General features: G+C 45.0%; 17 protein-coding genes. 9 read left to right on the forward strand and 8 right to left on the reverse strand.

From position 1 onward, the window contains the following. Positions 1–5: 5 nt before the first annotated feature. The 5 genes from BKN38_RS05455 to gltB form a co-directional block, all read right to left on the reverse strand. The gene (locus BKN38_RS05455) at positions 6–1,226 is read right to left on the reverse strand and encodes a glycosyltransferase (protein WP_143000214.1); all 1,221 of its coding nucleotides are present in this window, start codon (positions 1,224–1,226) and stop codon (positions 6–8) included. A 143-nt stretch (positions 1,227–1,369) separates the two neighbouring features. Next, complete coding sequence (locus tag BKN38_RS05460) at positions 1,370–2,392, reverse strand: alpha-1,2-fucosyltransferase (protein WP_066456455.1); 1,023 nt, start codon at positions 2,390–2,392, stop codon at positions 1,370–1,372. A 2-nt stretch (positions 2,393–2,394) separates the two neighbouring features. Further along, positions 2,395–4,011: a glutamate synthase subunit beta gene (locus BKN38_RS05465; RefSeq protein WP_066456450.1), complete on the reverse strand. Its 1,617-nt coding sequence runs from the start codon at positions 4,009–4,011 to the stop codon at positions 2,395–2,397. Continuing rightward, entirely contained in the window at positions 4,004–5,749 is a 1,746-nt protein-coding gene (locus tag BKN38_RS05470) for a DUF262 domain-containing protein (RefSeq protein ID WP_070957725.1), read from the reverse strand. Before BKN38_RS05470 ends, BKN38_RS05465 begins: the two co-directional genes overlap by 8 nt. Positions 5,750–5,807: 58 nt before the next feature. Beyond that, on the reverse strand, positions 5,808–10,355 hold the full coding sequence (gene gltB, locus BKN38_RS05475; RefSeq protein WP_082942534.1) for a glutamate synthase large subunit: 4,548 nt from the start codon (positions 10,353–10,355) through the stop codon (positions 5,808–5,810). A gap of 373 nt (positions 10,356–10,728) precedes the next feature. Between gltB and BKN38_RS05480 the strand changes: the two genes are divergently transcribed. Then, positions 10,729–11,148, forward strand: coding sequence for a DUF4878 domain-containing protein (locus BKN38_RS05480; protein ID WP_066455622.1), 420 nt, complete (start codon positions 10,729–10,731; stop codon positions 11,146–11,148). A gap of 306 nt (positions 11,149–11,454) precedes the next feature. Here BKN38_RS05480 and glnA read toward each other — a convergent pair whose 3' ends face one another. Then, positions 11,455–12,891, reverse strand: coding sequence for a type I glutamate--ammonia ligase (gene glnA, locus BKN38_RS05485; protein WP_066455625.1), 1,437 nt, complete (start codon positions 12,889–12,891; stop codon positions 11,455–11,457). 572 nt (positions 12,892–13,463) lie between these two features. On the opposite strand from glnA, the gene BKN38_RS05495 reads away from it, so the two are divergent. The 6 genes from BKN38_RS05495 (at position 13,464) to BKN38_RS05520 (ending at position 20,497) form a co-directional block, all read left to right on the forward strand. Further along, complete coding sequence (locus BKN38_RS05495) at positions 13,464–14,903, forward strand: response regulator transcription factor (RefSeq protein ID WP_066455633.1); 1,440 nt, start codon at positions 13,464–13,466, stop codon at positions 14,901–14,903. Positions 14,904–14,994: 91 nt separating this feature from the next. Then, positions 14,995–16,821, forward strand: a complete 1,827-nt coding sequence (locus BKN38_RS05500; RefSeq protein WP_158655928.1) for an anthranilate synthase component I family protein — start codon at positions 14,995–14,997, stop codon at positions 16,819–16,821. Continuing rightward, entirely contained in the window at positions 16,818–17,558 is a 741-nt protein-coding gene (locus tag BKN38_RS05505) for an aminodeoxychorismate/anthranilate synthase component II (RefSeq protein WP_066455637.1), read from the forward strand. Before BKN38_RS05500 ends, BKN38_RS05505 begins: the two co-directional genes overlap by 4 nt. Before the next feature lie 32 nt (positions 17,559–17,590). Beyond that, positions 17,591–18,622, forward strand: coding sequence for an anthranilate phosphoribosyltransferase (gene trpD, locus BKN38_RS05510; RefSeq protein WP_066455639.1), 1,032 nt, complete (start codon positions 17,591–17,593; stop codon positions 18,620–18,622). A gap of 82 nt (positions 18,623–18,704) precedes the next feature. After that, a complete protein-coding gene (gene trpC / locus BKN38_RS05515; protein WP_066455641.1) occupies positions 18,705–19,673 on the forward strand; it encodes an indole-3-glycerol phosphate synthase TrpC in 969 nt (322 codons plus the stop codon). Further along, the gene (locus BKN38_RS05520; RefSeq protein WP_082942535.1) at positions 19,670–20,497 is read left to right on the forward strand and encodes a phosphoribosylanthranilate isomerase; all 828 of its coding nucleotides are present in this window, start codon (positions 19,670–19,672) and stop codon (positions 20,495–20,497) included. Before trpC ends, BKN38_RS05520 begins: the two co-directional genes overlap by 4 nt. A 6-nt stretch (positions 20,498–20,503) precedes the next feature. Here BKN38_RS05520 and BKN38_RS11870 read toward each other — a convergent pair whose 3' ends face one another. Beyond that, entirely contained in the window at positions 20,504–20,638 is a 135-nt protein-coding gene (locus BKN38_RS11870; protein WP_256325550.1) for a hypothetical protein, read from the reverse strand. 33 nt (positions 20,639–20,671) lie between these two features. Between BKN38_RS11870 and trpB the strand changes: the two genes are divergently transcribed. Both trpB and trpA read left to right on the forward strand, forming a co-directional pair. Continuing rightward, positions 20,672–21,853: a tryptophan synthase subunit beta gene (gene trpB / locus BKN38_RS05525; RefSeq protein ID WP_066455643.1), complete on the forward strand. Its 1,182-nt coding sequence runs from the start codon at positions 20,672–20,674 to the stop codon at positions 21,851–21,853. Then, on the forward strand, positions 21,846–22,919 hold the full coding sequence (gene trpA / locus BKN38_RS05530; RefSeq protein ID WP_199769846.1) for a tryptophan synthase subunit alpha: 1,074 nt from the start codon (positions 21,846–21,848) through the stop codon (positions 22,917–22,919). The genes trpB and trpA overlap by 8 nt, the downstream gene beginning before the upstream one ends. Positions 22,920–23,350: 431 nt before the next feature. Here trpA and BKN38_RS05535 read toward each other — a convergent pair whose 3' ends face one another. Further along, positions 23,351–23,809 carry a Fur family transcriptional regulator gene (locus tag BKN38_RS05535; protein ID WP_066455645.1) on the reverse strand — a complete coding sequence of 153 codons (459 nt, stop codon included), beginning with the start codon at positions 23,807–23,809 and terminating at the stop codon, positions 23,351–23,353. Between the last annotated feature and the right edge of the window lie 289 nt (positions 23,810–24,098).

Raw genomic sequence — 24,098 nt, forward strand, 5'->3', positions numbered from 1 at the left:
AAAAATTATAAAATTTTTTTATGATTCAAATACGCCATGCGTCGTGCTTCTTTGCTGCCTTTTACCACCAAATGTGCGAGCATCCCAGCCACACCTAGCACCACGCCGATGACCCCAAGCCCCACGCACACAAAAAGTGTCGGGAACCTAGCCACTCTGCTAGTCTCCAAAAACTCCATAAAAATATCCACGCCAATGATGAGCGACACCGCAAAGCTAAGCACGCTTAAAAATCCAAACACAAGCAGCGGGCGCTCGGTAAAAAGCAGCTGAAAAATCATAAAAAGGATCCTAAAGCCATCTCTGAAAGTGTGAAGCTTGGAGAAGCTGCCTTCTGGGCGGGATTTGTAAGGTGCTTCTATCTCATCGACACGCAGATTTTGCTGCAGGGCAAACACGCTTAGCTCCGTCTCTATCTCAAAGCCCTTGCTCTGTGCTGGGAAGCTTTTGACAAATGCGCGCGAAAAGATCCTATATCCGCTTAGCATATCGCCAAAATTCTTGCCAAAAAATATCGCCGCAGCGGTGCTCAGAAGCTTATTGCCAAAGCTGTGGCCCTTCCGATGCACGCTGTCATTTATCGTGGCACGCGCGATGTTTAGCATATCAAGCTGGTTTTGGCAAAAATGCGCGAGTGCCTGCGGTAAAAACGCGGTGTCATACTGCGTATCGCCATCAATCATTACATAAATATCAGCATCTAGCAGTGCAAACGCATCGGCTATCACCGCACCTTTGCCTTGCGTGGTGGTGGAAAAAAGGCTCAAACGCCCGCCATTTGGCATGATGGTAGAGACCGAGTTGATTGAAGTGGGGATGATTGAGGCAGGGTTGATTGATGTGGGGGTGATTGATGTGGCGTTGAATAAAGTAGTATCGTTGGCAGGAGAATCTAGACTCGCAGAATCTAGTCTTTTAGATTCCGCTCTTTTAGATTCTACATTTATTTTAGCTGCAAAATCTTGCGTTTTGGGAACTTTATTTTTAGATTCTGGTGCGCTTGATTCTATGAAGCTTTGGTATGTGCCCCCCCCCCCATCAATATTTGCACTATTAGCAAGCATTTGGATTCTGCCTAGCACGAGCGATTTGGAGCTGTCGGTCGAGTTGTTGTCAAACACCGCGATATGCGCTTGTGGCAGCACAGCAGACACCTCATCTATCACTTGCAATATCGTGTGCTCTTCATTATAGCAAGAGATAATCACGCAAATATCATGAGTCATTTTTGTCCTTATTTATAGGTCTTGCAACTAAAAGTGCGATTTTACCAAAAAAGATAGGATTTTGCGAGGATTTTGCAATGCCAAATTTTCTATAAATCTAAAAAAAGCCCATTAAATAAATAATTTTAAATATTTAAAATTATTTATGATTCCACATTTCCCCAAGTTGGATCTGTTTTTATCCAGCCTTCTGGCAAAATATCATCAATATGGTTTGGTTCTTGTGGTGGTGGTATTAAAAAAAACTTACTTGGTGCAATAACGGTTTTTTTTGGATTTTCCATAAGATATGCCGCCCACCAGCTAAAAGTGCTATTGGCGATAATCCCATGCTTACAAGAGCGCATAAGCTCAAGCTCCTCTATCGCATCCCCCTCACCATTTTGCTCGACAAACTCATACTCTTTGCCAGCAAATACGCTAGAATCTATCAAATTTATAAAATTATTTTTACACCACTCAATATCATTGCTAAAAATAAAAAATTTTGGATTCTTCACATGCGTTAAAATTTCCTTTATTGCACTTGCATAATATGCCTTTCCAAGCTTGATAACCTGCCAAACATTCAAATAATCTCCCCGCCTGATGTGGATAAACGCTGCATTTGGCGTAGACAAAATGCGCTTTTTCATCGCCTCATTTGCTGGTGAAAGTGGCGTGCACAGGGTAAAATCCGCGCGGATTTCAGAATCTATATGTTTAAAATATGAAAGTTTTTGAAAAAAACCAAATATAAGAGCATTTTTTAGGATATCATGTGGCAAAGCACTTAAATCTCTGGAATCATAAACTTCCTTAATATGGTATTTGTAGGGATGAAACCTGCGGGTTTTTGGCAAAAAACTTTTCAAGCCAACACGCAAACATTCTTTTGGGGCATAGGCAATGAGTTTATGAATAAAGGAAAAAAAATGATAAAATTTATCTTGCGTCTGCAACATGGTTTCTATCTCCATATAAGGCACAATTTTTATATCAAACCTTGTAATTTCTAGATTGCGAATGTTTTTTTTATTTGCAATATTTTTTGAGACAGAATCTGGTTCTTCGCTATACCAACTTGTATCTAACACGACAGATTCGCCTTTGGATTCTAGCACTTTGGCAAATGCGTATTGAAACATTTGATTACCAAGACCATCGCGAATATTAATTATGGTCATTTCTATCCCCTTGTATGCTTTGAGCTAGATTCTGGATCTTGCCTGCCAATCTTCTCGCCAAGCGCGCGCGCGCAGAGGATGCCATCTTTTATCGCCCATACGACTAGGCTTTGCCCGCTGCGCGCATCTCCGCACGCATAGATTTTGGGATTACTCGTGGCGTAGGCGTGTGTTTCTATATTGGTGCGTTTATCAAGCGCTATATCAAAGTTTTTTGCCAAATTATCCTCCGCACCGCTAAAGCCCATCGCCAAAAGCACCAAATCCGCTTTGTATTCTTTCTCGCTTCCTTTTACCTCGCTACTTACGCGCTTTCCAGATTCTACGCTCCAGTGCAAGTCGCACGCTACCACGCCACTCACTTTGTCATTTTTGCCGACAAATTTTTTGGTGAGTTTTTGGTATTGGCGCGGGTCGCTGCCAAAGTGCGCGATGGCTTCTTTTAGCCCATAATCCGTGCTAAATGTCTGCTTTTTCAAAGGCCAAGGGTTTGAGCTTGGGCGGGATTCTGGGCGTTTGGGGCTTCGCTCAAAGCGCGTGATGGATTTCGCCCCTTGTCTAAGCGCTACTGCCACGCAATCCACGCTCGTATCGCCACTTCCGATGATTAGCACATTTTTGCCTTTTGCCAGCTCCGCGCCTTTGTGAGAATCTAGCAAGCTTTTGGTGCTAAGAGTGAGAAAATCCAGCGCAAACATCACGCCATCAAGCTCTCTGCCCTCAATCTGCAAATCGATAGGCTTGCTCGCGCCTGTGGCCAGCACCACCGCATCATATTTTTTCACCAAATCTTGCGCTTTTTTGGGCGTGTCGATGTTATGGCTAAGTTTGAACTCTATCTCGCTTTGGCGCAAAACCTCAATCCTGCGCTCCACAAAGCTTTTCTCAAGCTTCATATCCGGGATCCCATACATCAAAAGCCCGCCCGCGCGGTCACTGCGCTCATACACCACCACGCTATGCCCCTGCGCGTTTAGCTCCCACGCGCACGCCAGCCCCGCAGGCCCGCTACCGATGATCGCCACCTTTTTGCCACTGCGCTTTTTGGGGATATATGGCTTCACAAGCCCGGCAGAGAAGGCATTTTCGATGATTGCTAGCTCATTATTTTTTATCGTCACGCTATCGGTGTTTATCGCACACACGCAGGAATCTTCACATGGTGCCGGGCAGATTTTGCCGGTAAAATCAGGGAAGGGGTTAGTAAGGCTTAGCCTATCATACGCCTCGCTCCACAGCCCGCGATAGATGAGATCGTTCCATTCTGGGATAAGGTTTTGCAGCGGGCAGCCCACCTCGCCACCGCTGATGCGCTCGGTTTTTTCCTCCACACAACCGATAGCGCCATGATTTGCGGAGTGTAATTCTTGCGCGTATCGTGCGTTGTGCGCGGTTTGGAAGGCTGTTTGCATCGGGTTTTGTTCTAACTTTTGCCCTTGTGCGATGATACCAGTTTGACAAAACGCCACACCGCAATTCATGCACCGCCCACCCTGAAGCTCTTGCGCGCTTTTTGCCAGCGGTTTATAAAACTCTTTGTAGTTTGCGATGCGCTTTTGTGGCGCGATTGTCTCTAATTCCTCTCTTTTGTAGTCCAAAAATCCGCGTGGATTACCCATTTCTGCCTCCTTTAGTGTTGTTGTGGTTAAAAATAGTTATATCCCATATTTCTATAAAATCTTTTATAAATTGTTCTGTTCGCTTTTTGATCTCATTTTCATCCCATTCTTTTTTATTCAATAATTCCCTTGTAATTAGCAAATCGGCATTTTTGCCGATATAATTTCTAGCTTTTCCATCTCCGTGAAGTTTGGTTTGCCAATCAAGGTTGCTTAAGGCCGTATTCAATTTGCTTCTTAATAAAGTCATATTGCCAATTTGATAAATAAGACTTTCTGCCTTTTCATTATTTTTGCCAATATCCCCCCAATGCTCTTGCCATTTTTGTGGCATTAAATGTTCAAGCGTGTAGGCATATTCAAGCCCTATTTTATCTTTATAATCCTTTTCCTTATGTTGCCTATAAAGCTCTATCCAAAATAGAATAAGTTTTGCATTGGAATTTGTTATATTGCATAACCATTCTTTTACAGAATCGATTTGCAAACAAGATAAATATGCACTGCTTTCTTCAATTTCATTTTTTAAGAATTTTTGTAAATCCTCATTTTCTTTTTTAGATTCTTTAATTATTCTTGCAAAAAACTTATTGTAGTCTTTTGTTTTAAAATTACATAAAATTAAAACTTCAAGCATATATAAGCATTGTCTATAAGTCTGCTCACTTTTTTGCAATGTGTCTTTTAAGTAAATCACCAGCGGCAAAACACTATTCATATTTAAAGTTTCAATAATATGAAAAAATCTTTCCTCATATTCATCAAATGTAAATACTGTATTTTTATTTATATTTGGAAAGCTATAGTATATATTTGCTAATTTTTGAATATATAATAATAAATTTTCTAATTCTTTTTCATCTATCGTTCTTATGTGATCTTTGTATAATGAACTCAATTTTTCCAATGAGTGTTTTTCTGGATCAAACAGTCCTTTTATGATCGCAAAAGCATGTAAAAATATTTCACTTCTTACGCGTTTTACTCTGCCGGTTGGTATTTCTGTATTCCAAAATCCCAAGTTTTCTTTGCCTTCAAAAGTAGCTTCCCAATATTTTTCATACCAATTGGTTGCTTGCTCTTCGCTAGTTTCTTTTATTGCCTTATCAAACAAGGCATTTTTTATGATATCTGTTGCAGTTAGCTTTTCGCCAGTAGAATTTATAGAATCAAAAATCTTTTGTTCGTCCTCATTGGCATTGAGATAGACTACTACCCAAAGTTTGCTATCTGCAATATGTTTTGTAAAATCAAAAATATCATTTTTGTCAAAATCTTTGATGCGTGTTTTAAAATAATTGTAACAGCCAAATATGCCATCTTTGTCTTTAAGGTCTATAGAGTTTATATCTTGTAAAATTTTTATATATTTTTCTTTATCAAATTTTGAGTGGCTAATTTTTGGCTCATTATTTTTTGTATATTTTTTAAATAGCAGACTTCTAAAATCATCCCTTTCATCCACCTCTAATTCATCATATAAAATTTTTAACAAAATAGAGAAAGTTGTTAATCTTTGTTGCCCATCTATCACCATAGAAAAATTATCTTGTCCTTGCTGACGCTTGATGATAACAGAACCCAAAAAATGTTCTTTTTTGTTCGCAAAACTTTCTTTTAAATCATTGAAAAATTGCTCCCAATGTTCTTCTCTCCAAACATAAGCTCTCTGAAAAAAAGGTATTCTCATTTCATTTTCATTAACAACAAAACTGAAGCTATTTTCTCTTGCTTCCATATTTTGGACTCCTTATGCTATAAAATTTTAATTGCCTATTTTGCGCAGAATCCAGATTCTACTTCTTCCCCTTTGTTATCACTTCAAATGCTGCGAGTTCTGGGTCGGCTTCGTTTTTGCAAGATTCTAGTGCTTTGAGGGCGCGTTCATAGTCGCGTGGCATCACTTTGAAAAAGTCGTTTTTGTTAAAGCGCTCTAGCACCTCGCGCGCCTTTTTGGACTGCGTGCAAGCGATATGCGTTTCAAGCCACGCGCGCACCTCTTTTTCATCATCTTTGCTAAGTGCTCTGATATCCACCAGCTCGGTATTGATACGCGGGATATTGTGCTGTCCGAGGATGTATGCATAGCCCCCACTCATGCCAGCAGCAAAATTTTCACCCACATCGCCAAGCACCAGTACGCGCCCGCCGGTCATATACTCGCACCCATGCACGCCCATGCCTAGCACGACAGCACTTACGCCAGAATTTCTCACACAGAAGCGCTCCCCCGCGATGCCATCAAGATACACTTCGCCAGCGCTCGCGCCATAGAGGCAGGCATTTCCCACGATGATGTTTTCCTCCGCGCTGAAAGTGGATTCTGGTGCGCTTCTGGCGATGATTTTCCCGCCACTTAGTCCCTTGCCTAGATAGTCGTTTGCATCGCCGATGATTTCTAAGCGGATTCCATGATTTACAAACGCGCCAAAGCTATTGCCCGCATTGCCGATGGCTGTGATTTGTATGCTGTCTTCTTCTAAGCCCTTTGCGCCATAGGTTTTAGTGATTTCACTAGAAAGTGTCGTGGCAAAGGTGCGGCTTAGGTTGCTGACTTCTAGGGCAAGTTTGATTTTTTTGCCTTGACTTAGCGCGCGCTTGCATAGCGGGAGAAGCACGCGAGAATCTAGCGTCTTTTCTAGCTTATTATCTTTAAATCCTTCAAAATGCACTGCGCTTTTATTGTAGGTGCTTAGATTTTGTATCATGCGATCCAAATTGATATTGCTAGCTTTGCCGGTAAGTCTTTTTTGGCGGAGTTTATCCACGCGCCCTACCATCTCATCGACACTCCTAAAGCCTAGCTTTGCCATATACTCGCGCAACTCCTGCGCGATGAAGCGCATAAAATTCATCACATGCTCTGGCTTGCCCTTAAATCTATCGCGAAGCTCCCTATCCTGCGTGGCGATGCCAAAAGGGCAGGTGTTTAGATGACACACGCGCATCATCGTGCAGCCCACCACCATAAGAGGCGCCGTGGCAAAGCCAAACTCCTCCGCGCCAAGCAACGCCGCCACTGCCAAATCACGCCCGCTTAGAAGCTTGCCATCAGTCTCGATTCTCACTCTATCGCGCAAGCCATTTAAGATAAGCGTTTGGTGCGTCTCTGCAAGTCCTAGCTCCCAAGGGATCCCGGCATTTGCGATACTCGTGCGCGGGCTCGCACCCGTGCCGCCATCATAGCCAGAGACTAGGATGATGTTCGCCCCAGCCTTTGCCACGCCCGCAGCCACGGTGCCGATACCAGATTCTGCCACAAGCTTGACGGAGATTTGCGCGCTTGTGTTGGCGTTTTTGAGATCATAGATGAGCTGCGCTAAATCTTCGATTGAGTAGATGTCATGATGTGGAGGAGGGGAGATGAGGGCGACGCCCGGCGTGCTATGGCGCGCGCGTGCGATCCATGGATATACTTTGAAGCCCGGAAGTTGCCCGCCTTCGCCCGGTTTCGCACCTTGCGCGACTTTGATTTGTAGCTCCTTAGCATTGACAAGATATTCGATATCCACGCCAAAGCGCCCGCTTGCCACTTGCTTTATCGCGCTTGATTTAGAATCGCCATTTGCCATAGGCGCGTAACGCTCGGGATTTTCGCCACCTTCACCAGAATTGCTCTTACCACCTAGGCGATTCATCGCAATTGCTAGGCATTCATGCGCTTCTTTTGAAATAGAGCCATAGCTCATCGCACCAGTTTTGAAGCGCTTCACAATAGAATCTACGCTTTCAACCTCCTCTATCCCAATCGCTTGCGTGGTGTCAAACTCCAGACAATCACGCAAACTCACAAGCTTAGAATCCACAAGATTTGTGTATTCTTTAAACAGCGCATAATCCCCGCGCCGACAAGATTCTTGCAGTTTGAAAATCACAAGCGGATCAAGCAAATGCTCCTCTTTCCCCGCGCGCCAATTATGCAAGCCTTTAGAATCAAGCGCTCGCGTGGTGGATTCAAACGCGCTTTTATGCACGCGCGCATAATCGCTCGCAATTTCCTCTAACCCGATGCCTTCAATCTTGCTAGGCGTGGAGGTGAAGTATTTTTCTATCACGCTAGATTTTATGCCGACGCATTCAAAGATTTGCGCGCCATTGTAGCTTTGCATCGTGGAGATTCCCATTTTTGAGGCGATTTTGACGATACCGCCCATGCTCGCGTGTATGTAGTTTTCCACCGCTTGTTTGTAGCTTATGCCTAAATCGTTGCGCGCGATGAGTGCGTTTATACTTTCATACACGAGGTAGGGGCACACAGCGGTCGCGCCATAGCCTAGCAAGCAGGCTAAGTGGTGGATTTCGCGCGGTTCGGCAGATTCTATCACAAGGCTTGCATGCGTGCGACGATTGCAACGCACGAGGTAATTGTGAAGTCCAGAAACTGCTAGCAGTGAAGGAATCGCGCTTTGTTCTTCATTCACGCCCCTATCGCTTAGGATGAGGATTGACACGCCTTTTTCGATTTCTTTTAATGCCTTTTCAAAAAGCGCCTCAAGTGCGGATTCTAAGCTTTGCTTTTTATGCGAAAATGTGAGATTTAGTCGTGCGACCTTGAAGCCTTTGAGATTTTCGATTTTATAAAGTTCCTCATTGCTAATGATTGGCTGGGCGAGTTTCACGCGCTTGCAATTGCTCTCATTTGGTTGCAGTAGATTGCCTTCGCGCCCGAGGTAGATTCTCTGGCTTGTGACGATTTCCTCGCGTATGGCATCAAGCGGCGGGTTGGTGACTTGCGCGAAAAGTTGCTTGAAATAATTAAAAAGATTCTGCGGTTTTGGATCTAATATCGCTAAAGGCGTATCTATCCCCATAGCTGCGAGACTTTCCTTGCCATTTTGCGCCATTGGTAGCACACTTTGGGAAAGCTCATCATAGCTCCAGCCAAAGGCTTTTTGCAAGCGCAACAAACTTTCAGAATCCAAAAATTCCTCTTTAAAGCCCTTAGATTCTAGCTTTTCTAGCTTGATGAGATTCTCTAGCCATTTGCTATAGGGCTTTGCGTTGGCGTATTGACTTTTTAGCTCCTCATCAGAGACAAGTCGCCCGCGCGCGGTATCTACAAGCAGGATTTTGCCCGGCTCCAAGCGCTTTTTGGCTAGGATATTGCTTTCATCAAGCTTTAGCGCGCCTGTTTCGCTGGCAAGGATCAAAAAATTATCCTTTGTGATATAGTAGCGCGAAGGGCGGAATCCATTCCTATCAAGGCTCGCACCCATCATCACGCCATCAGTAAAAATAATCGCCGCAGGTCCATCCCACGGCTCCATCAAAGTCGAGTGGTATTCATAAAAGGCGCGCTTTTTGGGATCGATATTTGTATTTTTGCTCCACGGCTCTGGGATCATCATCATAAAGGCTTCTTCAAGGCTTCGCCCATTGAGGCTCAAAAACTCCAGCGTATTATCAAACATCGCAGAATCCGAGCTAGGCTTTGCAATGATAGGGAAAACCGCGCTCAAATCATCAAAATATTCACTCTTGCAAAGCCCCTGCCTCGCGGTGATTCCATCGACATTGCCTTTGATAGTGTTTATCTCACCATTATGCGCCATGTAGCGATTTGGATGCGCGCGCTCCCAGCTAGGAAAGGTGTTTGTCGAGAATCTAGAATGCACGAGCGCAATGGCGCTTTTCAGATTCACATCTTTAAAATCGAGGTAAAAATCGCTAAGCTGCGTAGAAAGTAGCATTCCTTTATACACAATCGTGCGCGAGGAAAACGAGCAGATATAAAACTTCGGCACATTGAGCGCGCGCTTTTCTATCGTGCGCCTTGCGAGGTAAAGCCTGCGCTCAAACTCTAAGCCCCGCGCGCTATCTTTTGGACGCATGATAAAAGCTTGCAAAAAGTAAGGCATCGCATTGCGCGCACTTTGCCCGATATCGCTTGGGTTGTAAGGCACCGCGCGAAATCCTAAGAATTGCAGATTCTGCTCTTGCAACACTTCTAGGAAAATCCTCTTGCCTTCTTCTTTAGCTTCATAATTTGATGAGAGAAAAATCTGCGCCACCGCATAATCGCCCTCTTTTGGCAAAGCAAATCCGAGCTCCTGCGTGGCAAAAAATTCATGTGGAATCTGTATCAAAATCCCCGCGCCATCACCGCTATTCTCCTCCGCGCCCGCACCTCCGCGATGCTCTAGCTGCATGAGAATCTTTAGCGCATCATCGATGACTTTGTAAGATTTCACCCCCTTGATATTCACCACCGCGCCAATCCCGCAGGAATCATGCTCAAAGCGCGGCTCATACAGCCCGATATGCTTAGATTCTAGGGGGCTGGATTCTGGCGAGTTTGCAGTATTTTGCCCTGCATTTTTACTAAAATTATGTCGCTGGCTCATTTTCTCTCCTTTAGTTGTAGTTGTTGCTTGCTTTGCATTGTTGCTTCGCGTAGGCTTTGTGATTGCTGGCTTTTGGGTAGCCAAATCTGATATGTTTGGAGAAAACTTGCTCTAAAAAAGACTCGCGATTATAACAAAACAAAGTTTAAGAAAATTGCTTATTTGTCATAAATTTATCAAAGTTGGGAGATTTTACACCAAACTTGTTGGCAAGTGGTGAAGATATTTTAAAGCAATCGCATTGCTTTTATGTTTGACTTATGATAATTTGTGTTTTTTTATGTTATGCGCACCAAATCGAGAAGCCCTCTTGACAAACAAAAAAATAGTAATATGTCGCTCGCTTCAAATTTAATACTTTAAAGGAGTAACAATGAAAGAATTGTTAAAAGTTGCGCTTTGCGCTGGATTGCTGCTAGGATTGGTAGGCTGCGGGAAATCTGACCCAGAAGATGTGGCTGTGGAGATTTATGAGGACATAAGCGATGGTGATGTAAAAGCGCTAGCTAAGTTTTTTGATTCTAATGGCTCAAAAAAACTTTCTGAAGCAGAAAAAGTAGTGCTTGCTGAAAAAATAATTGAAGCAAGTGGGAAAACCATAAAAAAACACAGTGGTTTAGATAGTGTAAAAGCTACTGAAACTAAAATTGTCCCTAGACAAGCTATCGTAACCTTAAAAGCAGACTTCAAAGATGATAGTTCAGCATCTCTAACCATCGAACTTGTAGAAATAAATGGTGAGTGGAAGATATCCCAAGACCTTCTCGATAGGGTCGGTCATAGCCAAACCTAAAATGTGCGATGTCACAAGTCGCGCATTTTAGCCTACTTTGTTAAATCGCTTTTATCTCTTAAAACTTGCTTGAATATTGCTTTTTGCTTTTAGATTCTGGTGTTTTTAGATTCTACTTTTTTGAAATTGCGATTCCTTGCTTGCTTTTTCACTTTTTGGATTCCGTGTTTTTTGGCGTTTGATTTGGGTGGATTTTGTGTAGCGTAGTTTGCGTGTTTGGTCTTAGACAGAGATATATGTTTAGATTCCAAGCTAGATTCTCGCGCAGAATCTAGAATCCAGATTCTGCGCGAAGCTAGTCGCTAGCTAGCAACTATAAGTCGTGATAAACTCAAATGGATGCGGGCGTCCTTCCCATGGCCAAATCTCTGTCTCAAACTTATACTGCTTGTAAGTTTGGATAAACTCCTCGCTAAAGACATTGCCTTGTTTTAGATAGTCTTTATCCACAAGCATTTCTTCTATCGCGTGGCGCAAAGTATGTGGAAGCTGCTTGATGCCTTTTTCGCGGATCTCATCAAGGGTGAGCTCAAAAAGATTTACTTCCATTGGCTTGCCCGGGTCGATTTTGTTTTGGATTCCATCGATTCCTGCCATAAGCATTGATGCAAACGCTAGGTAAGGGTTGCTTGAGCTATCTGGGAAGCGGAATTCCATTCTTTTTGCCTTTTCGCCGCTGTTGTATGGGATTCTGATACTCGCACTTCTATTTTGTGCGGAATATGTCAAAATGCTAGGCGCTTCAAATCCGGGGATTAGGCGTTTATAAGAGTTTGTGCTAGGATTTGTAAATGCCGCGAGTGCGCGCGCATGCTTTAGCACGCCACCTAGATAATGGAGTGCCATTTCGCTTAGTCCCTCATACGCATTGCCGGCAAATAGATTTTTGCCATTTTTCCAGATACTTGTATGCACATGCATTCCGCTTCCATTGTCAGAATATAGCGGTTTTGGCATAAATGTCGCGGTTTTGCCATTGAGATGCGCTACCATTTTGACGACATATTTTAGCTTTTGCACATTATCCGCCGCTTCTAGCATATCGCCAAATTTCACGCCGATTTCGCCTTGTCCTTGCGCGACTTCATGATGCACGACAAAGGTTTCTAGCCCTACTTGATTTAGCACTTTTACCATTTCCGCGCGCAAATCCATCATAGAATCCACCGGTGGCACTGGAAAATACCCGCCCTTAGTGCCCGGACGATGCCCGATATTCACGCCTTCAAATTCTTTGTCGCGATTCCATTCGCCCTCTTCTGTGTCGATTTCGTAGTATTGGCAATTCACAGAATCTTTAATCTTTATAGAATCAAAGACAAAAAATTCATTCTCTGGTCCAAAATACGCCACATCACCTAGCCCGCTTTCTTGCAAAAATTTGCTCGCGCGTTTGGCGATAGAGCGCGGGCATTTTTCATATGGCTCGTTTTTATAAATATCCCAAATGTCACAAAACACCACCGCTGTGGTATCTGCGGTAAATGGATCGATAAAATAGCGCACTGGGTCAGGGATTAGCACCATGTCAGATTTATTTACCGGCTGCCATGCTGGGAGCGAGCTACCATCAAAAGGGATGCCCTCAAAACTATCTTCATTTACCGCATTTGCTGAAAATGCCAAATGATGCCACACGCCTTTGATATCTGTAAAGCGGAAGTCGATAAACTCTACTTCATTTGCTCTGCAAAACTCAAAAAACTCTGAAACCGCTTGTTTATCCACTTGAATCTTGCTCATTGTGTTTCCTTTAGTTGTGGTTGTAGCATCGTGGGATAAAGAAGAGAGTAGGCAATAAGGGATAGCAAAAGGCAAAAAGGAGGTATGGCTATACATCTTTTTTAAGGCTTTGGTTAAGGTTTGGCAAATAGCTTGGCTAGCGCATAGACAAAGGCAAAAGCGCCAAAATAGCACAAACAACGCGACAAAAACATACCAGAATCCGCAGAAATCTAAAAACAACGCTTTAAGAAAATCCGCAGAGAATGTATAGGTGCGCTCCCTTAGCTTCTCTAATCTCGCACTTGGGATGCGGGGCGCATTTTACTACCTTTTTGCTTAAAAAATAGCTAAAACACTCACCCAAAAATCACCTTATGACACAAATCGTGCAAAATTTTGCGCATCAATATGGCAAAATAGCAAAAAAGCGCGATAATAATCAAAAAACGCCAAAAAAAGCCAAAACAAAGCATTGAAAAAAACGAAATTTGCTATAATGCCACGATTTTTAAATATATGCCAATAAGCGCACCGCGCGCGAGCAGGCACAAAAAATGCGCGCAAATGCATAAAAACAGCAGGGAGAGTTTATGCTTACAGGGAAACTAGTAGAGATTGATGAGGCTTCACAAAAAGGAAAAATCGAGCAGGATTTAAATCAGCGCATTTTTGAGTTTGGCTTTGATGTTTGGGATAATGACACAGGCAAAATGGAGGTGGGCGCTGAAGTGGAGTTTGAAGTGGAGATGCGCGTGGTGGTGTTTGCCAGAGTCAAGCCACGCCCTATCGATCCAGATGAAATCCCTATGACAAAGCTTCCAGATGTTTGTATCGAGGAGTTTTTCGCGCGTGAAAATGAGATTTTGCAAGAGTATAAAGATTTTGTCGAGGGGCATTCTAGCTTGGATTTTTTGCGGATGAGGCGGTTTTTGCTGACAGCGTATAATGATTTGTGCGAGATGGATAATCTCATCGAAAACGAGCAGCTAAGAGGCTCAAAGCATGAGATAAACTATCTTTTTAGAGAATTTGAAGGCTATGTCAAAAAAGCGCAATACACGCCAGAATACGCGTTTGAAAAGATATTTCTTTCAAAACAAATCGAATATATAAAAGTAGAAAAAGACATAGAATCCACCCAGCTAGCGCTATCCAATGCCAAATCACAATGCCAAGTGCTAGGCTCAACGCTTGAAGCAGAAGAGCGCAAGCTACAGCGCATGGCATCATCGCGCAACTCCCAAGAATACCTGCGCCTTGAAAAAGAAGTCAAAGCGATGCGTAGAACCTATGTCGATCTTATCCAATTCATCGCCACGCGCCAAGAGTTTTTAGTCAAAGAGCGCGAGCGACTAAAAAAGTTTAAAGAAATCCACAAGCAAGAGTTTATCGATGTGTATGCGCCCATGCTTAGAGATATCAAAAATCGCTTCATAACCTTGCTAGATTCTAAGGCGTATGATTTGGATTCCGAGCTTTGGGATAGAGCCAAAAAGAGCCAAAGCGTGCGTAGATTTTTCCGCGATGCGCGCATAGAGGGCGGGTTTTCATCTAAGACATTTTTGCGATATTTTTTGCGCGGGCTTGATAAAAACAAAGCCTCGCCAAAGACAAAAGAGCTTTTTAGCCTGCTAAAATATCTCGAAGAAGTGAGCCACAAAAATGTGCTTGTTTTGCGCGACTCAAATGTAAATGCGCTCAAATACAAAGAAGTCATCGAAAAAATAGATTCTACACTCACCGTAAGCACGGATAGCAACCCGCTAAATGCGCTAAAACTCCTTGCCAGCACGCGCCAAGATATCGTGGTGCTTGATGAAAAAATCGGCGATATGAATGCGCTTGATTTTATCCAAAACACCAAGCAAGTGCTGAAAGACAAAAACACAAAGCCTATTATTTTTTGCCTTGTAGTGGCGAAAATGCCGGATTTTGAAAAAGCAGAAGAAGCCAAAAAGCTAGGCGTGCAATACTTCATCCCCGAGCAAAATATGGATGCGCTCTTTGATTCTGTGCGCATGGCGCTGTAGGATTTGTGCCAAAAATAGCAAGGCAAAATAAACGATAAAGCAAAATAGATAAAATGACAAAAAATAGCAGATAATGGAGAATCAAGCGCTTATGTTTTCTACCCTTTTTCCGACAATCCAAGAAATACGCCAAGCAAATCTCAAAGGCTTCCACCGCCTGCCTGTGGCTAGAGAGATTTACTCGGATTTTATCACGCCCATCCAAGCTCTACGCACGCTAAAATCGCGCTCCAAGCATGTGTTTTTGCTAGAATCTATCGAAAACGCCAAGCAATGGGGGCGGTATAGTTTTCTGGGATTTGAGCCAAGCGCGCAGATAAAAAGCAACAACTGGAATCTAAGCATTCAATCAAAAGATACAAGGCTTTTCGAGCTCGCGCGCCTAAGCAGTGATGCTAGCAGTGTGCGCGTGTGCGATGCGCCTAGAAATGAAGAGTGCCATGATGCGCTTCAAGAAATGCTTGGCGATAAAATCATCTCTTTCAAAGCGCATCCAAAGCCTGTTTTGCGCGAGATTCTAGCCCTTTACAAATCGCCCAAAATCAAGGGCTTGCCGCCTTTTAGCGGGGGGCTTGTGGGGTATTTTGCCTATGATAGCATACGATATGCAGAGAAGAAGCTGGATTTTCCAGAATCTAAATCCGCGCCAGAATCCACACCAAAACACACTAGCCACGCTACCAACCAGCCAAGCCGCCAAGCCGCCAACATCGATGACATAAACCTTATGCTTTTTGAGCATTTGGTAGTATTTGATCATTTCGCACAAAAGCTTTTTTTGATAGCAAACATTGATTTGGATGATTTGGAATCCTCATACGCCGCGGCGGATAAAAAACTAGAATCCATCCAAACCATGCTAAAATCCCCCATCATCGCCAAGCTTTCCAAATCCCACTCTGTTACGCCGCCTTTTGCGCTGCTTAGCGAGTTTCAAGCGCGCTTTAGCGAGGCGGAGTATTGCGCTATGGTGGAGCGCGCGAAAAAATATATTTATGAAGGCGATATTTTTCAAGTCGTGCTTTCAAACCCCATCACCGCGCAGGCTAGCGGCAGTTTGCTAGATGTCTATCGCACGCTTCGCACTAGCAACCCTTCGCCTTATATGTTTTATATCATGGATGATGATTTAGAGATTGCAGGCGCTTCGCCAGAGACGCTTGTAAAGCTAGATTCTGGTGCGCTTTATACTTATCCGCTGGCGGGCTCGCGACCGCGCGGGGCAAATGAAAAAGAGGACAAAGAGCTAGAATCCAACCTCTTGCAAGATGAAAAAGAACTTGCAGAGCATAATATGCTTGTGGATTTGGGGCGCAATGACATCGGCAAAGTCTCTGAAATTGGCAGCGTGGAAGTCATCTCATATAAGCACATCGTGCGATACTCACACATCATGCATATCGCCTCCACGATAAAATCACAAATCGCTCATGATAAAGACGCGCTGGACGCACTTGAAGCGATTTTGCCAGCAGGCACACTATCTGGCGCGCCAAAAATTCGCGCGTGTGAGATAATCCATGAGCTGGAAGTTTTGGGCGAATTTGACAAAGCGGGCGCAAATAAAAGCGCAGAATCTAAAAATATAGCAGAATCTAGCGCGGGCAACGCAAAATCCAAAAAAGCAGATTCTGGCGCTTCAGATTCTAGCGCGCACGAGTTTGGCGACGCGGATTCTAGCGCAGAACCAAGCCCGCGCGAAATCTATGGCGGTGCGATTGGCTATCTCGATTTTTCGGGCAATATGGATACTTGCATCGCCATCCGCCTCGTGTATAAAAAGAATGATCGCGTGTTTGTGCGCGCAGGCGCTGGCATCGTGTATGATAGCGACCCGCACGCTGAATATGTAGAATCCAAAAACAAAGCAAAAGCCATCATCTGCGCGTTAGAAAAAGCAAGCGAGGGCATAGAATGATCCTTTTAATCGATAATTACGACAGCTTCTCTTACAATCTCTACCAGCTGCTAGGCGCGCAAGGTGCAAAGCAAGGCATATCCATAGAAGTCGCGCGCAATGATGAAATAAGCCTGCAAGAAATCGCCACCCTTTCACCTCAAGCGCTCATCATCTCCCCCGGACCAAAAGCCCCCAAAGACGCTGGAATCTGTATCGATGCGATAAGACATTTTGCGCCAGCCCTGCCGATACTTGGCGTGTGTTTGGGACATCAGGCGATTTGTGAGGCGTTTGGCGGGGAAGTGGGACATGCGCCAAAGCTTATGCATGGCAAATCTTCTATTATCGAGCTAGAGCCTATCGATTTAGATTCTGGCGGGCTAGAATCCAGCGCGTCAAAATCTAGCACTCTAAAATCCAGCACTCTAGAATCCAATACTTCAGAATCTAGCGCGCCAAAATTTAGCCCGCTTTTTGCCGGACTTCCTTCGCAAATCGAAGTGGCGCGCTACCACTCGCTCTGCGCGCTAAAGCTACCAAGCACGCTAAAATCACTCGCGCACACCATAAAGACAGATAGCACACCGCCCATGATTATGGCATTATCACATATCAGCTATCCCACCTATGGCGTGCAGTTTCACCCAGAATCCATCCTAACCCCGCTAGGTGATATCATCATCAAAAACTTTTTACAAATCACAAAAGAGCACGCCAGCAAAAACGCGCCAAACGCCACCCAAACGAAAATCTAAGCGAGGCAATAAACGACACAAAAAGGAAAAAAATGATAAAACAAGCCATCATCGAGCTAGCCAAAAAGCATGATTTATCCTATGCGCTAGCCAAATCCTCTATGAATGAAATCATGCAAGGAGAAGCCAGCGATATACAAATATCCGCCTTTCTCACCGCACTCGCGATGAAAGGCGAAAGCATCGATGAAATCACCGCATGCGCAGAATCCATGCGCGATCACTGCGTGCGACTACTGCATGATATGGAGGTGCTAGAGATTGTCGGCACTGGGGGCGATGGCTCGGATTCTTTCAATATCTCAACAGCAAGCGCTATCGTGATAGCCGCTGCTGGCGTAAATGTCGCCAAACATGGCAATCGCGCAGCATCCTCTAAATGTGGCGCAGCGGATGTGCTAGAATCTTTGGGCGTGAATATCATGCTAGATAAAGAAGGTGCTGAAGCCTTGCTAAAAGACATTGGCATCTGCTTTTTGTTCGCGCAAAACTATCACATCGCGATGCGCTATGTAGCGCCTGTGCGCCGCGAGCTTGGCATACGCACGATATTTAACATCCTAGGACCGCTCTCAAACCCAGCGGGCGCGACGCTGCAGCTTATGGGCGTGTATGATGAGACGCTTACCAAGCCCCTAGCCCAAGTCATGCAAAATCTCGGCGTGAAGCGCGGAATGGTCGTGTATGGCAAAGATAGGCTTGATGAAATCTCGCTCGGCGCGCCCACGCAGATATGTGAAATCACAAGTGAGGGCATCAAATCCTATGAGTTTGCGCCTAGGATGGTGGGCTATGCGCTATGCGCGCCAGATGCGCTAAAAGGCGGCGCGCCAGAGGAGAATGCGCGCATCATCCGCGATATTTTCCAGCAAAAAGAGCGCGGGGCGAAACGCCAAGCGGTATGCCTAAACGCTGGCGCCGCGCTTTATATCGCGCAAAAGGCGGGCAGTATAGAGGAGGGCGTAAGGCTCGCGGAGGGCGTGATAGATTCTAACAAAGCGTGGGAGAAGCTGCAAAGCTTTATAGAGAAAAGTCAGGCGTTTGGTAAAGGCGCGCAAAAATAGCGTGAAAAAGAGCGCAAAAAGCAGTGCAAAAATAAGCGATAAAATAAAAGCACAAAAAAGTGGCAAAAAATAAAGGCGCAAAATGAATATCCTAGAAACCATAGTCCAAAGCACCAAAGCGCGCATAGAATCCAAAAAGCGCGAAGTAAGCCTAGAGCGCGTGCGTGCGCTTGCAGAATCTAGGGCGAAAGATTCTAGCGGCGCGGGTGGCTTAAATGGTGCAAATGTTTCAAATAGCGCGGGCAGTTTAGGCGGTGGCTTCAATAATGCCGGCGTGGCGAAAAAGTCCTTTGAAAGCGCACTTAGAAAACGCCGCGAAATGGATGCCAAAAACGCAGAATCTAAAAAAGCGGATTCTACAATTTTAGATTCTAGTAGCGCAACAAACGCAGAATCTAAAAGCCTAGATTCCAGCGCCGACTTCAAGCGCCTAGCCTTTATCTGCGAAGTCAAAAAAGCCTCGCCATCCAAAGGCGTGATAAACCACGATTTCCCCTATCTGCAAATCGCCAAAAACTACGAAGCAAACGGCGCTGACGCTATCTCTTGCCTCACCGAGCCGCAATACTTCCTAGGAAGCGATGCCTACTTCAAAGACATCCGCGCGCAAGTCGCACTGCCCATGATTCGCAAGGATTTCACCATCGATGAATACATGATATACGAGGCGCGCGCGATGGGTGCCGATGCGGTGCTGCTTATCGCTAGCGTGCTAGATAGTGCTAAAATGCGCGATTTTGACGCGCTTAGCACAGAGCTTGGCATGAGCGCGCTTATCGAGACGCACGATGCCAAAGAGGTAGAATCCGCGCTTGCGATAAATCCTCGCATCATCGGCGTGAATAATCGCGATTTGAAAACTTTTGAAGTAAATCTGCAAACAAGCATAAATCTGCGCGCTATCGTGCCAGATGACATCCTCTTCGTCTCTGAAAGCGGGATAGGGAGCGCGGATGACCTCAAACTTTTATACCGCCACAATGTCGATGCGGTGCTGATTGGCGAGTGGTTTATGCGGCAGGGTGCGCTTGATTTGGATAGGCGATTATGAAAAGTGGCGCGCAAAATGATGTGAATAGAGGGGCAAAAAGCGGCGGTTTGGATTCTGGCGAGAATCTAGAATCTAGCGCAATTTTAGATTCTGCCACTTTAGATTCTCGCGCGACAAACTCCGGCGCGATCCAGCGCACCAAGCTAAAAATGTGTGGCTTGTGGCGCGAAGAAGATATCATTATCGCCAATGAATTGCGCCCGGATTTTATCGGCTTTGTCTTTGCCAAATCGCCCCGCCAAGTAAGCATAGAATCCGCGCGCGCGCTAAAATCTAAGCTAGATAAAAATATCAAAGCTGTTGGCGTTTTTGTCGTGCAAAACGATGATATGCAAAACAATGATGAGCTAGGCAATGATGCGCTAGCCCAAATCGCGCAAATCGCGCAAGAAGGGATCATCGACATCATCCAGCTTCACGACACGCGCGCATCCAAAGCCACGCGCGAGGCGCGCATACACGCACTTCGCAAACTCACAAGCGCACCCATCATCAAAGCAATAAGCGTGCGAGATAGCCAAAGCCTGCTAGATGAGATGGATTCTAGCGCGCAATGCCTGCTGCTTGACAACGCGCATGGCGGCAGCGGCGAGCGCTTCTCATGGGAGCATATCACACAAGCGCGCCAAAACGGCTTCAACCGCGCATTTTTCCTAGCAGGCGGGATAAACGCGCAGAATCTAAAAGAAGCGCTAAAACTAGCGCCCTTTGGCATCGATCTTTCCAAAGGACTTGAGACTGAAGGCAAAAAAGATGCGGAAAAAATGCGCCAAATAGCACGCATCATGCAAGAATACGCGACAAATAATGCCCCAAAGGCGTGAGATTTGCTATAATCTGCGCTTATAGATTCTAAATGTGGATTCCCCAAAAAAAATAGATTCTAGAAAAGCAGATTCTAGAAAATAGATTCCAAAAAAAGCAGATTCTAGAAAATAGATTCTAGAATCTAGCGCAGAATCCACGCAAGCGCGCCTAGCTTGACACAAAGGAGCATTATGAAAAAAGGATATTTTGGCAATCATGGCGGGCAGTTTGTCCCAGAAACGCTTATGAATGCGATAATAGAGCTAGAAGAAGCCTATGAGTTTTACAAAAATGACAGCGATTTTTTGCGCGAGTTTAGCGCGCTGCTAGATGACTATGCTTCGCGCCCTTCTAGGCTGTATCACGCGGAAAAAATGAGTAAAGATTTGGGTGTCAAAATCTACCTAAAGCGCGAGGATCTAAACCACACCGGCTCGCACAAAATAAACAATGTCATAGGACAAGCGCTACTCGCCAAAAAAATGGGCAAAACGCGCATCATCGCAGAAACTGGCGCAGGGCAGCATGGCGTGGCGAGCGCTACGGGTGCGGCATTGCTTGGCATGGAGTGTGAGATATTTATGGGAAAAGAGGATGCCGAGCGACAAGCGCTAAATGTGTATCGTATGAAGCTGCTAGGCGCGAAGGTAAATATCGTCACAAGCGGCACCGCCACGCTAAAAGATGCTGTGTCTGAAACGATGCGTGAGTGGAGCACGCGCATAAAAGATACGCACTATCTGCTAGGCTCTGTCATGGGACCGCATCCATTTCCTACTATCGTGCGCGATTTTCAGAGCGTCATCTCGCGCGAGAGCCGCGCGCAGATTCTAGAGCGCGAGGGGCGGCTGCCTGATATGGTCGTGGCTTGTGTGGGTGGCGGAAGCAATGCGATAGGGAGCTTTTATCATTTTATAGGGGATTCTAGTGTGCGGCTTGTGGGCTGTGAGGCGGCTGGCAAAGGCATCGATACGCCAGAGACAGCGGCTACTATTTCTACAGGCAGGATGGGGATATTTCACGGGATGAAGTCGTATTTCTGCCAAGATGAGTTTGGGCAAATCGCGCCGGTGTATAGCATTTCTGCGGGGCTTGACTATCCGGGCGTGGGACCAGAGCATGCGTATTTGCATGATATCAAGCGCGCGGAGTTTGTGGCGATACGCGATGATGAGGCGGTGGAGGCGTTTGAGTATCTATCCAAAATGGAGGGCATCATACCAGCGATAGAGAGCGCGCATGCGGTGGCGTATGTGAGAAAATGCGCCAAAGATTTGCCAAAAGATAGCCTTGTCATCATCACGCTTTCTGGCAGGGGCGATAAAGACTGCGCAGCTATGGCAAGATACAAAGGAGAAAATATCTATGAATAATCTATTTGCGAATAATCAAACAAAGAATGTGGGTGCTGGCGTGGATTCTGGCGGTGTTTTGGGTGTGGATTCTGTTTTGGACTCTTGTGGCGCTTTAGGCGCGGATTCTCGTGCAAATGCCGGTTTAGATTCTGCTTTAGGTTCTCGCGGTGTTTGTGGCGCAGAATCTAGTTTGGATTCCAGCGTGGCTTGTGGTGGCGCTTCTGCTTCTGGTGCGAATTCTAGCGCGAAAATGGACGCGGCTACTCGCGCAGATTCTAGTTTAGATTCTGGCGCGAAAATGGGCGCAGAATCTAGCGCGATTTCAAGCGCATTTGCCAAGCGCAAGGCATTTATCCCCTTTGTCACTTGTGGCGATCCGAGCCTGGATTTCACCGAGCGCGCGGTATGCACGCTCATCGAAAATGGCGCGGATATCATAGAGCTAGGCATCCCTTTCTCTGACCCAGTCGCAGAGGGCGCTACCATACAAGCCGCGAGCGCGCGCGCACTGGCAAATGGCGCAAATGTGGAGAAAATCTTCGCGCTAGTGTCTAGGATAAGGAGCAAAAGCCAGATTCCGCTGGTGTTTATGAATTATGCAAATATGGTGTTTTCTTATGGTAGCGAGGCGTTTTTGGATAGATGCGCCGCGCTTGGTGTCAATGGGCTGATACTGCCTGATGTGCCTTATGAAGAAAAGGGCGAGTTTGCGCCGTTTTGTGAAAAAGCGGGGGTGGATTTTATCTCGCTGATAGCACCCACGAGCGAAAAGCGCATCGATATGATAGCCAAAGAGGCGCGGGGCTTTGTCTATTGCGTCTCATCGCTTGGCGTCACAGGCGTGCGCGATGTGCTAGATGGCGACATACGCAAAAATGTCGCGCGGATAAAGCGCGCTAGCGGCGTGCCAGTGGCGGTGGGATTTGGGATATCTACGCCAGAGCAAGTGCGCCAAGTCGCGCAATACGCCGATGGCGTCATCATCGGCAGCGCGATAGTCAAAATCTGTGCTAATGGCAATGAGGCCAGCCTAAAACAGCTCGCCACCTACGCGCAAGAGATAAGAAATGCGCTAGATAGCTAGCGGGGTTTTTTTGGGTCTAATATTTGGTTTTTAACTTTAAGCTTTAAAGCATGCTTGCAAAATAAGCATTCTATTTTGCAAGCATAAGAATCTAGTAAATTTAAAGACAATTTTATTTGTGGATTCCAGCTTATATTTGCAATGATAATGATGCTAATTTGGAATAAATTTCAGCATGATATGTTGGAAACTAATGCAAAAATAAACCAAATATCTGCTATATAATCATAAAACGTAACAATAAGTAACACTTAAATGCATTATGACATTTTTAATGCCAAACAAGCGCATAAGAAGTCCATACTATGGGTATCCAAAAAACTTAGCAGAAAACGCAGCCCCAAAACAATAAAAACCTGCATAATGGCAAAAATTCCAAAATCACAAAGCCCAGAATCTAGATATTCTGAGCCGAAACCTAATGCAAGCAATCAGTCTTTAATCTGCTTTTGGCATTTTTCGCAAATCACAAACAAGCGCATATCGTGGCTTACGAGCTTTGCTTTGTGTGTTTTGGCGACATGGATTTGCCTAGATTCTATCTCTTCATCGACAAATTCTTGTATATCGCCACAATTTAGGCAGATGATGTGGTCATGGTGTTCTTTTGCCGCGATTTCATAGCGTTTGCCCGCTTTGCCGGGCTCTAGGGCTGTGATGAAGTTTTCTTTCTCCAAAAATCCAAGAATCCTATACACCGATGAGATGCTTGTGGATTTGTCGCGCACGCGCAGGTTGGAGGCGATTTCTTCTGGGCTTAGGTGCGTGCCGCTTTTGTAGAGGACAGATATTATCTCCTCGCGTTGTTTAGAGTTTTTGAGCCCATTTTGGCGTATGGATCGACGCAATCTTTGTAGTATAGAATCTAGCGTTTCTAGGCGGTTTTTCATAGAGTCCCCTTTCGCAAAAAAATAGAATATTGGGAATTATAGTTTAATTTTGATAAATAAAATCAATAAAAACAAAAATTTTTTAAGGTTTGTTGAGATAGAATCAACCCTTAAAGCTTAATTTATGAAAGGAATTTCATGTTCGGCAAGTCCGGTAGAGATGTCAAACTGACATTGCAAAAGCAAGAAGCAGAGATAAAAAGTCTAAGAGAACAGGTAGAACACCTCAAAAAAGTTGCCGCCTTTTCTTTCAATGAATCGCTTGTCGGCGTCAAAGATGGCGAGATAG

This window comes from Helicobacter sp. CLO-3 (assembly GCF_001854545.1).
In the GTDB taxonomy this organism is placed as follows: domain Bacteria; phylum Campylobacterota; class Campylobacteria; order Campylobacterales; family Helicobacteraceae; genus Helicobacter_B.

Excerpts from the sequence above, each read along its gene's own strand:
- trpD (WP_066455639.1), top strand. The coding sequence starts at position 17,591 with ATGATAAAACAAGCCATCATCGAGCTAGCCAAAAAGCATGATTTATCC.
- trpC (WP_066455641.1), top strand. The coding sequence starts at position 18,705 with ATGAATATCCTAGAAACCATAGTCCAAAGCACCAAAGCGCGCATAGAA.
- BKN38_RS05455 (WP_143000214.1), bottom strand. The coding sequence starts at position 1,226 with ATGACTCATGATATTTGCGTGATTATCTCTTGCTATAATGAAGAGCAC.
- BKN38_RS05520 (WP_082942535.1), top strand. The coding sequence starts at position 19,670 with ATGAAAAGTGGCGCGCAAAATGATGTGAATAGAGGGGCAAAAAGCGGC.
- glnA (WP_066455625.1), bottom strand. The coding sequence starts at position 12,891 with ATGAGCAAGATTCAAGTGGATAAACAAGCGGTTTCAGAGTTTTTTGAG.
- BKN38_RS05495 (WP_066455633.1), top strand. The coding sequence starts at position 13,464 with ATGCTTACAGGGAAACTAGTAGAGATTGATGAGGCTTCACAAAAAGGA.
- BKN38_RS05505 (WP_066455637.1), top strand. The coding sequence starts at position 16,818 with ATGATCCTTTTAATCGATAATTACGACAGCTTCTCTTACAATCTCTAC.
- BKN38_RS05470 (WP_070957725.1), bottom strand. The coding sequence starts at position 5,749 with ATGGAAGCAAGAGAAAATAGCTTCAGTTTTGTTGTTAATGAAAATGAA.
- gltB (WP_082942534.1), bottom strand. The coding sequence starts at position 10,355 with ATGAGCCAGCGACATAATTTTAGTAAAAATGCAGGGCAAAATACTGCA.
- trpA (WP_199769846.1), top strand. The coding sequence starts at position 21,846 with ATGAATAATCTATTTGCGAATAATCAAACAAAGAATGTGGGTGCTGGC.
- BKN38_RS05460 (WP_066456455.1), bottom strand. The coding sequence starts at position 2,392 with ATGACCATAATTAATATTCGCGATGGTCTTGGTAATCAAATGTTTCAA.
- BKN38_RS05535 (WP_066455645.1), bottom strand. The coding sequence starts at position 23,809 with ATGAAAAACCGCCTAGAAACGCTAGATTCTATACTACAAAGATTGCGT.
- BKN38_RS05480 (WP_066455622.1), top strand. The coding sequence starts at position 10,729 with ATGAAAGAATTGTTAAAAGTTGCGCTTTGCGCTGGATTGCTGCTAGGA.
- BKN38_RS05465 (WP_066456450.1), bottom strand. The coding sequence starts at position 4,011 with ATGGGTAATCCACGCGGATTTTTGGACTACAAAAGAGAGGAATTAGAG.
- trpB (WP_066455643.1), top strand. The coding sequence starts at position 20,672 with ATGAAAAAAGGATATTTTGGCAATCATGGCGGGCAGTTTGTCCCAGAA.
- BKN38_RS05500 (WP_158655928.1), top strand. The coding sequence starts at position 14,995 with ATGTTTTCTACCCTTTTTCCGACAATCCAAGAAATACGCCAAGCAAAT.